10 protein-coding genes are annotated in these 8,699 nt (G+C 73.4%); 9 read left to right on the top strand and 1 reads right to left on the bottom strand.

Annotated elements, in window-relative coordinates; genetic code table 11:
• The 9 genes from ACFP1Z_RS32615 (at window position 1) to ACFP1Z_RS32655 (ending at window position 7,585) form a co-directional block, all read left to right on the top strand.
• Complete coding sequence (locus ACFP1Z_RS32615; protein ID WP_390321520.1) at window positions 1-618, top strand: riboflavin synthase; 618 nt, start codon at window positions 1-3, stop codon at window positions 616-618.
• Entirely contained in the window at window positions 615-1,268 is a 654-nt protein-coding gene (locus ACFP1Z_RS32620; RefSeq protein WP_390321522.1) for a nicotinamide mononucleotide transporter family protein, read from the top strand. The genes ACFP1Z_RS32615 and ACFP1Z_RS32620 overlap by 4 nt, the downstream gene beginning before the upstream one ends.
• Complete coding sequence (locus ACFP1Z_RS32625) at window positions 1,265-2,575, top strand: bifunctional 3,4-dihydroxy-2-butanone-4-phosphate synthase/GTP cyclohydrolase II (RefSeq protein ID WP_390321524.1); 1,311 nt, start codon at window positions 1,265-1,267, stop codon at window positions 2,573-2,575. Before ACFP1Z_RS32620 ends, ACFP1Z_RS32625 begins: the two co-directional genes overlap by 4 nt.
• Window positions 2,576-2,651: 76 nt before the next feature.
• Window positions 2,652-3,137, top strand: coding sequence for a 6,7-dimethyl-8-ribityllumazine synthase (gene ribH / locus ACFP1Z_RS32630; RefSeq protein ID WP_390321526.1), 486 nt, complete (start codon window positions 2,652-2,654; stop codon window positions 3,135-3,137).
• Between the two features lie 33 nt (window positions 3,138-3,170).
• Window positions 3,171-3,440: a phosphoribosyl-ATP diphosphatase gene (locus tag ACFP1Z_RS32635; protein ID WP_071963644.1), complete on the top strand. Its 270-nt coding sequence runs from the start codon at window positions 3,171-3,173 to the stop codon at window positions 3,438-3,440.
• 88 nt (window positions 3,441-3,528) lie between these two features.
• Entirely contained in the window at window positions 3,529-4,377 is an 849-nt protein-coding gene (gene hisG, locus ACFP1Z_RS32640; RefSeq protein ID WP_390321528.1) for an ATP phosphoribosyltransferase, read from the top strand.
• A gap of 43 nt (window positions 4,378-4,420) precedes the next feature.
• Window positions 4,421-4,897 (top strand): PH domain-containing protein, encoded by a 477-nt coding sequence (locus tag ACFP1Z_RS32645; RefSeq protein WP_390321530.1) that lies wholly within the window; start codon window positions 4,421-4,423, stop codon window positions 4,895-4,897.
• Window positions 4,898-5,117: 220 nt separating this feature from the next.
• Window positions 5,118-6,476: a hemolysin family protein gene (locus ACFP1Z_RS32650; RefSeq protein WP_390321534.1), complete on the top strand. Its 1,359-nt coding sequence runs from the start codon at window positions 5,118-5,120 to the stop codon at window positions 6,474-6,476.
• Window positions 6,473-7,585, top strand: a complete 1,113-nt coding sequence (locus ACFP1Z_RS32655) for a hemolysin family protein (RefSeq protein ID WP_390321531.1) — start codon at window positions 6,473-6,475, stop codon at window positions 7,583-7,585. The genes ACFP1Z_RS32650 and ACFP1Z_RS32655 overlap by 4 nt, the downstream gene beginning before the upstream one ends.
• 40 nt (window positions 7,586-7,625) lie before the next feature.
• Here the strand turns inward: ACFP1Z_RS32655 and ACFP1Z_RS32660 are convergent.
• A partial coding sequence (locus ACFP1Z_RS32660; RefSeq protein WP_390321532.1) for an AAA family ATPase occupies window positions 7,626-8,699 on the bottom strand: 1,074 nt, incomplete at its 5' end.

The following is an 8,699-nucleotide window of genomic DNA, read 5'->3' on the forward strand; positions in this document are numbered from 1 at the left end:
GTGTTCACCGGAATCGTCGAAGAACTGGGTGAAGTCGTCGCCGTCGAGGAACTCGGCGACTCTTCCCGCTTCCGGCTGCGCGGCCCCGTCGTCACCCAAGGCGCCCGGCACGGCGACTCCATCGCCGTCAACGGCGTGTGCCTGACCGTCGTCGGTACCGCCGACGGCGAGTTCACCGCCGACGTGATGGCCGAGACCCTGCGCCGCTCCAGCCTCGGCGCCCTCGCCACCGGCTCCCGCGTCAACCTCGAACGCCCCATGGCGCTCGGCGGCCGGCTCGGCGGACACCTCGTCCAGGGCCACGTCGACGGCACCGGCACGATCCTGGAGCGCACCCCCGGCGAACGCTGGGAGGCCGTGAAGATCTCCCTGCCCGCCGCGCTCGCCCGCTACGTCGTCGACAAGGGCTCCATCACCGTCGACGGCATCAGCCTGACCGTCGTCGAGGCCGGCCCGGACTTCTTCACCGTCAGCCTCATCCCCACCACCCTCGAACTGACCACCCTCGGCATCAAGCAGGCCGGCGACCCCGTCAACCTCGAAGTGGACGTGCTCGCCAAGTACGTCGAGCGCCTGCTCTCCGGCCCGGCCCGCGACACCGAGGAGACGGCCGCGTGAACGTCATCGACCGGCTCGGCGACGAGGCGTTCACGGCCTTCGGCCAGCACGTCATCTGGTCCGACATGATCGGCAACACCATCGGGCTCGCCGCCCTCGCGCTCGGCTGGCGGCGCTCCATCTGGACCTGGCCCGCCCAGCTCCTCTCCGGAGCGATCCTCGTCACCGCCTACGCCTCCGCCCACCTCTCCGGCGGAGTCGGCAAGCAACTCCTCGTCATCGGCGTGGCCCTGTGGGGCTGGCGGCAGTGGCAGCGCGGCCGGCGCACCGCGCAGGACGGCTCGATCGCCGTGCGCTTCGCCACCTGGCGCGAACGCGCCGTCCTGCTCGGGGGCACCGCCGTGGGCACCGCCGCCGTCGGCGCCCTCTTCGTGGCCGTACCCCAACTGTCCTGGAACCCCTGGCCGGACGCCTACATCTTCGTCGGCACGCTCGCCGCCATGGTCGCCCAGGCCCGCGGGCTCATCGAGTTCTGGTTCGCCTGGCTGCTCGTCGACGTCGTCGGCGTCCCCCTCGCCTTCACCAGCGGGCTCGCCTTCTCCGGCCTGGTCTACGTCATCTACCTCGCCCTCGTGCTGTGGGGCCTGCGCGACTGGTGGCTGCGCTCCCGTACGGGCGCGGAGCCCGCCCTGGAAGGAGCGGCAGCGTGACCGTCACCGCCGAAACCCCCTACGTGCCGGACGAGTTGACGCTGGACTCCGTGGAACGGGCGATCGCCGACATCGCCGCGGGCCGTCCGGTGGTCGTCGTGGACGACGAGGACCGGGAGAACGAGGGCGACCTGGTCGTCGCCGCCGAGAAGATCACCGCCGAGACCGTCGCCTTCATGATGAGCCAGTGCCGCGGGCTGATCTGCGTCCCCATGGAGGGCGAGGACCTCGACCGGCTCGACCTGCCGCAGATGGTCCAGGACAACACCGAGTCGATGCGCACCGCCTTCACCGTCTCCGTCGACGCCTCCCGGGCCCACGGCACCGACACCGGCATCTCGGCGGCCGACCGCGCCACCACCATCCGGCTGCTCGCACAGCCCGCCGCCACCGCGGGCGACTTCGTCCGGCCCGGACACGTCTTCCCGCTGCGCGCCCGGCCTGGCGGCGTCCTCGTCCGTACCGGCCACACCGAGGCCGGCGTCGACCTGGCCAGGCTCGCCGGGCTGCGGCCCGCCGCCGCCATCGTGGAGATCGCGGGCGAGGACGGGCGCATGCTGCGGCTGCCCGAACTCGTGCCCTTCGCCCGCCGGCACGGACTGTCGATCATCTCCATCGCGGACCTCGTCGCCCACCGCGCCGCGCAGTCCCCGGCCGCCGCCCCGCCCGAGCTGCCGCCGGGGCCCGCCGTCCGGCGCGAGGCCACCACCAGACTGCCCACCGCCTTCGGCGACTTCCGCGCCCACGGCTACCGCGCCGACGGCACCGAACACATCGCGCTCGTCGCCGGAGACCTCGGCGACGGCGAGGACGTCCTGGTGCGGCTGCACTCCGAGTGCCTCACCGGCGACGTCCTCGGCTCGCTGCGCTGCGACTGCGGCCCGCAGCTGCGGGCCTCCCTGGAACGCGTCGCCGAGGAGGGCCGCGGCGTCGTGCTCTACCTGCGCGGCCACGAGGGCCGCGGCATCGGACTGCTGCCCAAACTGCGCGCGTACGAGCTGCAGGAGCACGGCCGCGACACGCTCGACGCCAACCTCGACCTCGGCCTGCCCGCCGACGGCCGCGACTACGCCGCGGGCGCCCGCATCCTCGCCGACCTCGGCGTGCGCTCCCTGCGGCTGATGACCAACAACCCCGACAAGACCGAGGCCCTCGTCCGGTACGGCCTGCGCGTGACCGGCCGGGAGCCCGTGCCCGTCGAGGCCGGCGAGCACAATCTGCGGTACCTGCGCACCAAGCGGGACCGGATGGGGCACGACCTGCCCTGGCTCGACCCCGCGCCGGTGCCCGCCTGCGGCAACCAGTGACCGGCCACCGACGAGCAGACCCGGCCCATCGGACCGGACCCGAACCCACGAGACCCGAATCCACCGAAGGAGAGACGTGAGCGGCAAGGGCGCCCCCGAACTGAGTGTGAGGAACTGCCAGGACCTGCGCGTGGCCGTGATCGCCGCGCAGTGGCACGAGAAGGCCATGGACGGCCTCCTCGACGGCGCCCTGCGCGCCCTGCACGAACTCGGCATCGACGAACCGACGGTGCTGCGCGTCCCCGGCAGCTGGGAGCTGCCCGTCGCCGCCAAGGTGCTGGCCGGCCGCGGCTACCACGCGATCGTCGCCCTCGGCGTCGTGATCCGGGGCGGCACCCCGCACTTCGACTACGTGTGCCAGGGCGTCACCCAGGGCCTGACCCAGGTCGCCGTCGACACCGGAGTCCCCGTCGGCTTCGGCGTCCTGACCTGCGACACCGACGAGCAGGCCGTGCAGCGGGCCGGGCTGCCCGGCTCCACCGAGGACAAGGGCCACGAGGCGGTCACCGCGGCCGTCGCCACGGCGGTGATCCTGCGCTCCGTGTCCGAGCCCTGGCACTGAGGCGGGCGGCGGACCCCGTAGGGTAGGACCACCATGTCCAAGAAGACGTTCGAGGAGCTCTTCGCCGAGCTCCAGCAGAAAGCCTCCGGCGACCCCGCCACCTCCCGCACCGCCGAGCTGGTGGGCAAGGGTGTCCATGCCATCGGCAAGAAGGTGGTCGAGGAGGCCGCCGAGGTGTGGATGGCCGCCGAGTACGAGGGCGCCGAGGCCACCGCCGAGGAGATCTCCCAGCTGCTGTACCACCTTCAGGTGATGATGGTGGCCCGGGGCATCTCCCTCGACGACGTCTACGCCCATCTGTAGACGGGTCACCCGACCACCGGCAGTACCGAAAACCGAGCAGTACCCCCAGCAACTCCCCGCACATCCCCGCACGAAGGAAGCACACCTCATGCTGCGCATCGCCGTTCCCAACAAGGGTTCTCTCTCCGAGCCTGCGTCGGCGATGCTCCATGAGGCCGGCTACCGCCAGCGCAAGGACCGCAGGGAGCTCGTGCTCGTCGACTCCGACAACGACGTCGAGTTCTTCTTCCTGCGCCCGCGCGACATCGCCGTCTACGTCGGCTCCGGCAAGCTCGACATCGGCATCACCGGCCGCGACCTGCTGCTGGACTCCGGCTCGCAGGCCGAGGAGATCATGCAGCTGGGCTTCGCCGGCTCGACCTTCCGCTACGCCACCCGGCCGGGCACGGCCAAGGAGGTCACCGACTTCGGCGGGATGACGATCGCGACGTCCTTCCCCGGCCTGGTCACCAAGCACCTCGCCGACCACGGCGTGGACGCCGCCGTCGTCCACCTCGACGGCGCCGTCGAGACCGCCATCCAGCTGGGCGTCGCCGAGATCATCGCGGACGTCGTGGAGACCGGCACCACCCTGCGCAACGCCGGTCTGGAGGTCATCGGCGAGCCGATCCTCACCTCCGAGGCCGTCGTCATCCGCCGCGCCGGGGCCCCCGTGGACGACCCCAAGGTGCGCCAGTTCCTCCGCCGTATGCAGGGCGTCCTCGTCGCCCGCCGCTACGTGATGATGGACTACGACATCCGCGTCGAGCAGGTCGAGCGCGCCGTCGCCCTGACCCCCGGCCTGGAGTCGCCCACCGTCTCCCCGCTGCACCACGAGGGCTGGGTCGCGGTCCGCTCGATGGTTCCCTCCAGCGACGCCCAGCGCATCATGGACGAGCTCTACGAGCTGGGCGCGCGCGCCATCCTCACCACCACCATCCACGCCTGCCGTCTGTGACGGGCGTTCCCCCGGACCGCCCCCGCGACCGAACCCACCGGAAATGACCGCCGTGCCCACCCCCGTGCCCCCGCCGCCCGCCCTGCCGCAGCTGCCCGTCACCTTCCGCCCGACCCGGACCCGGGCCGTGCTGCTGAGCCTCGGCGCCGCCCTGGCCGTTGTGCTCGCCGTGGTGTCGTTCCTGCTCCCGGCGCTGACGGCGGGGGACCGGGCGACGTTCGTCGTCACCGGACTGCTGCTGTTCGGCGCGGCCTGGGCGCTCGCCCGGCCCAAGGTCGTCGCCGCCCCGGACGGGGTCACCGTCGTGAACCTCGCCACCACCCGGCACCTGGAGTGGGCCCAGATCGTCCGGGTCAATCTGCGCAACGGCGACGCCTGGGTGCAGCTCGACCTCTCCGACGGCACCACCCTGCCCGCCATGGGCATCCAGCCGGGCATCGCCAGGCAGCAGGCGATCGCCGACGCCCGCACCCTGAGGGCCCTCGCCGAGGCGCACGGCACCGGCAACGCCGCGCGCTAGCACGCGAAACCGGGGGCGGGTGCCCGCCCCCGCGCCGCGACTCCTTGACTAATCTGGTGCCACGGGCACATTCCCTGCCCCGTCCCGCACACCGACCGGCCGCGCTCTCCGCGCGCCCCGCGGGGCACCTGCGAACCGAGGAGTGACCCTCTCCGGCAATGGACGGACCGTCCTGCAGTACCTGCGCCGCCGCCCTCTCCCTCAAGGCGGCGGCATGAGCATCACCCTGTCCCTGCTGCTGCTCGCGGCAGCACTCCTGCTGATCCTGGCCAACGGCTTCTTCGTCGCCGCCGAGTTCGGGCTCGTCACCGTCGAGCGGCCGGACGCCGAGCGGGCCGCCGCCGACGGCGACCACCGCGCCCGTACCGTCGTCGCCTCCCTGCGGGAGCTCTCCTTCCAGCTGTCGGGCAGCCAACTCGGCATCACCATCACCTCGTTGGCGGTCGGCATGCTCGCCGAGCCCGCGCTCGGCTCGCTGCTCTCCGGCCCGCTGCTCGCCGCCGGGCTGCCGGACGGGGCCGCCTCCGGCGTGGCCGTCGTCACCGGCATGCTGCTCGCCGCCGCCGTGCAGATGGTCGTCGGCGAACTCGTGCCGAAGAACTGGGCGGTCTCCCGGCCGCTGGACGTCGCACGGTTCGTCGCGGGCCCGCAGAGCCTGTTCTCCCGGCTGTTCCGCCCCGTGATCACCCTGCTGAACGCGGTCGCCAACCGGCTCGTACGGACCCTGGGCGTCGAACCCGCCGACGAGCTCGCCTCCGCCCGCACCCCCGGTGAACTCGTCTCCCTGGCCCGGCACTCGGCCCGCGCCGGCGCCCTGGAGGAGGACACCGCCGACCTGTTCGTGCGCACCCTCTCCCTCGGCGAGCTGACGGCACAGCATGTGATGACCCCTCGGGTCAAGGTCAGCGCCCTGCAGTCGTCCGCGACCGCCGAGGACGTCCTCAACCTCACCCGGGCCACCGGCCTTTCCCGCTTCCCCGTCTACCGCGAACGGCTCGACGAGGTCGTCGGCATGGTGCACCTGAAGGACGCGCTCGCGGTGCCCGGCGAGGAGCGGCTGCGCACGCCCGTCACCCGGATCGCCGTGCCGCCCCTGCTCGTTCCCGGCAGCCTGCCCGTCGCGCCGCTGCTGGAGCGGCTGCGCAGCGAGCAGCCGATAGCCGTCGTCGTCGACGAGTACGGCGGTACCGCCGGCGTGGTCACGCTGGAGGACATCGTCGAGGAACTGGTCGGCGAGGTCCGCGACGAGCACGACCGCGAGGACGCCGACGCCCCCGAACTCGCCCCCGTCCCCTGCGAGGACGGCCGCTCGGCGTGGGAGGCCGACGGCGGCTGCCGGGTGGAACGCCTGGAGCGCACCGGCCTGAAGGTCCCCGACGGCCCGTACGAGACCGTCGCCGGACTCGTCGCCGATCTGCTCGGCCGTATCCCCGTCCCCGGCGACGTGGCCGAACTGCCCGGCGGCTGGCGGCTGTCGGTGCGTCAGGTGGGGCACCACCGGGCCGAGCGGGTGCGCCTCGTACGCGGCGCACCCGCCCCGGCCGTCGCCGCCGGCCCGGCACGGGGGGAGCGACGGTGAACACGCTCCAGCTCCTCTTCGCGGCCCTGCTGGTACTCGCCAACGGCTTCTTCGTCGGCGCCGAGTTCGCGCTCGTCTCCGTGCGGCGCAGCCAGATCGAACCGTACGCGGCCGACGGCTCGGCCCGCGCCCGTACCGTCCTGACCGGGCTGGAGAGCCTGCCGCAGATGATGGCGGCCGCCCAGTTCGGCATCACCGTCTGCTCACTGACCCTCGGCGCGGTCGCCGAACCGACCGTCGCCCGGCTGCTGGAGCCCGTCTTCGGGGCCGTGCGTCTGCCCGAGGGACTCGTCCACCCGCTCGGCTACGTCGTCGCGCTCGCGCTCGTGGTCTTCCTGCACCTGGTCATCGGCGAGATGGTGCCGAAGAACCTGGCCATGTCCGCCCCCGACCGGGCGGCGCTGTGGCTCGGCCCGGGGCTCGTCGCCTTCGCCCGGCTGTGCCGGCCGGTGACCGCGCTGCTGGGGGCGTGCGCGCACGCGGTGCTGCGGGTCTTCCGCGTCGAGCCCAAGGAGGAGATCGAGGCCGTCTTCACCAGCGAGCAGCTCACCCACCTCGTGGAGGACTCCCGCCAGGCGGGCCTCCTCGAAGCCGCCGAGCAGGAACGGCTGGAGGACGCGCTGGAGCTGGGCAGCCGCCCCGTCACCGACGTACTCCTCGACCCGGCCGCCCTGGTGACGGTCACCCCCTCGGTCACCCCCCGGCAGATCGAGGAACTGACCGTCCGCACCGGCTACTCCCGCTTCCCGGTGTGCGCCACGGGCGGGGCCGTCATGGGCTATCTGCACGTCAAGGACGTCCTGGACCTGGAGGACCGGGACCGGGCGGTGCCGCAGCACGTGTGGCGGCGCGTGGAGACGCTGCGGGCCGAACTGCCGCTGGACGACGCCCTCACCGTCATGCGCCACTCCGCCGCCCACCTCGCGGCGGTCGCCGACGCCTCGGGACGGGTGCTGGGGCTGGTGGCCCTGGAGGACGTCCTGGAACTGCTCGTCGGCGAGGTCCGCGACCCCGCCCACCGCGCGCCCGCCGGCGAGGACGACCGGGCGGTGCCGGGTGCCCGGCCCGTCCCGGGAGACCGGGCCGCCGAGGACGCACTGGTCGGCTGACGGGCAGGGGCGGGGCCCTCGGGGGCCCCGCCCGCGCACCTCAGTCCTTCGCCGGGCCGCCGCCGTCCCCCCACGCCGGGCCGTGGCGGCCCGGGCCCGAGAGGACCTCGCCGTAGGCCTGCATCAGATCCGGCAGGCGCAGGGTGACGAGGTCGTCGCGGGTGGGGGTGCCCGCGTAGCCCGACAGCCGCAGATCGCGGTACGCGCAGGACTTCTCGTACAGCGTGCGCACGAAACGGCCGTTGCCCAGCTCGTCGATCCAGCCCTGGCCCACCACATGGCCGCTGATGCTGCGCAGCTCCTCCAGGGCCTCCTCGTCCCAGCGGTCGCCGTTCTCGGCGGCCAGCACCTCGCCGATGCGGGTGAGCTCGCCGGGGCGGTAACTGGGGAAGTCCACGCGCGTGGTGAAGCGGGATCCGAGACCCGGGTTGGTGGCGAGCAGCCGGTCCATGCCCTCCGGATAGCCGGCGAGGATGACCACCAGCCGGTCGCGGTTGTCCTCGGCGCGTTTGAGCAGCACCTGCAGGGCCTCGTCGCCGTACGCGTCGCCCTTGCTGTAGCCGGAGTTGGACAGGCTGTACGCCTCGTCGACGAAAAGGACCCCGCCGAGCGCGGAGTCGATCAGCTCATTGGCCTTGACGGCGGTCTGCCCCAGGAACTCCCCGACGAGATCGGCGCGCTGGGCCTCGACGAGGTGGTCGCCGCCGAGCAGCCCGAGCGCGTAGAACACCCGGCCCAGGATGCGGGCGACGGTCGTCTTGCCGGTGCCGGAGGGGCCCGAGAAGATGAAGTGCCGCTTGGGGGGCTGCACGGGCAGGCCCTGGCCCGCGCGCAGCCGGGCCATGTGCAACTGCGCGGACAGCGCCCGCACCTGCCGTTTGACCGGCTCCAGGCCCACCATCCGCTCCAGCTCCGACAGCGCCCGCGCGAGCAGCACCGGGTCGGAGCGGCCCGGCAGCGGACGGTCGGCGGGCTGGGCGGGCACCCGCACCCGGCGGCGCAGCCCGTCGGAGCCGGGCGGGCCGGGAGGGGGCGCGGGGCTGGCCGCGCTCTCGCGGTCCGTGCCGGTCAGCAGGCCGCGCCCGCCCGGGGGTTCCGGGGCGGCCGCCGGGCC

The organism is Streptomyces gamaensis, assembly GCF_042656465.1.
GTDB lineage: Bacteria > Actinomycetota > Actinomycetes > Streptomycetales > Streptomycetaceae > Streptomyces > Streptomyces gamaensis.